The sequence below is a fragment of the Roseomonas sp. TS2 genome (genome assembly GCF_058833935.1).
Genome location: NZ_JCACVY010000352.1, coordinates 1 through 1,356 on the forward strand (window position 1 = coordinate 1; position 1,356 = coordinate 1,356).

The 1,356-nt window shown below is 42.9% G+C and carries 2 protein-coding genes; both read right to left on the bottom strand.

Annotated elements, in window-relative coordinates; all coding sequences use genetic code 11:
- Positions 1–198 precede the first annotated feature (198 nt).
- The gene (locus tag ACZJYS_RS24320; protein WP_493180647.1) at positions 199–780 is read right to left on the bottom strand and encodes a 5'-nucleotidase; all 582 of its coding nucleotides are present in this window, start codon (positions 778–780) and stop codon (positions 199–201) included.
- A 13-nt stretch (positions 781–793) separates the two neighbouring features.
- Positions 794–1,123 carry a 5'-nucleotidase gene (locus tag ACZJYS_RS24325; protein WP_493180648.1) on the bottom strand — a complete coding sequence of 110 codons (330 nt, stop codon included), beginning with the start codon at positions 1,121–1,123 and terminating at the stop codon, positions 794–796.
- Positions 1,124–1,356 lie beyond the last annotated feature (233 nt).

Genomic DNA, 1,356 nt, shown 5'->3' on the forward strand with positions numbered 1-1,356 from the left:
CCTCCCTCTGGACCCGCCCGCCGACACACCCCCCAGTCCAATCGTGCTGCCTCTGCCTGAGCAAAATTGCGCCGCTCAGGCTGAAAGAAGGCAGGCCGACAAGGTTCGACTGTTTTTGATACTCCCTACGCACCACGTTCGCTGGTCTTCAAATATTGTGCGACGGCAGCGTGGAAGCTCACACGCGATATTTCAATTCTACATGTTGCGAATTCCAAATGGAATATGAACACAAGGTGTGTTTGCTGCGGCCGGCTCTAAATGCCCAAGTTGGTCATCAAAAAATATTTGCGGCTTTAGGACATCTAAAATATTCTTTTTTTCGATGCCGCCCGTCAGAAAAAGCTCATCAACATCAATTCCCTGATGTTTCAGCGTATTCAGCATGCGCTCATGCGCGGGAGCATTGCGAGCAGTTACAATAGACACACGAATTGCTTTTTGAGGGTCGTTTACCCTGTTGGAATGTATTTTACCAACTCTCTGTATACTAGAAATTTTTTGGAGAAGCGGCATCAGAGGGCCATTTTTTAGAGGCCTATTCTTATTTTCTTTTTCGTAATGGTGAAAAAGTGGCAAGCCTCCATCAGCGTACTGACTTTCTGCTTCATCATCAACAAGTACACCGTCAAAATCAAAAGCAATTCTTAGTTGATTGTCTAGATCATCATTCGCGGCTGAACAGGGCAGTACATATCCAGCCGGATGCCCTTCCATGACCGCAGAGCGCACTTCTTCTTTGTTGGCGCTAAGATAAAGACAGGCATTTACTGATTTCATGTATGGGTACGGATTAGCGCCAGATAGGAAAAAAAGCGCGCGTTATATCAAGGCCGTAATGAGGTATTGCGTCCATCATGCGCAAACCTGCTTCTGGATCATTTCGCGAAAGGATGACTACTTCAACAGGAGCTTCTTCGGGGAAAATCTTGTTAAGATTTAGGAGTCTTTTGATGAAAGGAAAAGCAGCTCCTGGTGCGGGAGGTATTTCACGATTACTCTTCTGATAATTTCTGAAAGCCTCAAGTCCTTCATTTTCATAGATTTGATGTTCTTGGGAAAAATCAAACAAAGCGCTTGAAGTTATTCCAACTACAAGTTTTTTATCAATTGGATAAGGCATAATTTTTCTCCAATTCGCGGGGAATATATATGTAATTATCGCAATGAAAATGGAATATTTTTGCGCATCAAGAATTAATAATATTTTTATCGGATACTTTAATCGCAACTGCGAATCTGTTGCATAAACCAAAATAGCAAAAAAGATCAAAAAAAATTCTACCAGAGATCGGTGTGAGGAACCTCATTTCCTGCCGTCTGCTAGATGCCAAAGCACCTTGCAATATTGACAAA

Coding starts and splice junctions, on each gene's coding strand:
- ACZJYS_RS24325 (WP_493180648.1), bottom strand. CDS start 1,123: ATGCCTTATCCAATTGATAAAAAACTTGTAGTTGGAATAACTTCAAGC.
- ACZJYS_RS24320 (WP_493180647.1), bottom strand. CDS start 780: ATGAAATCAGTAAATGCCTGTCTTTATCTTAGCGCCAACAAAGAAGAA.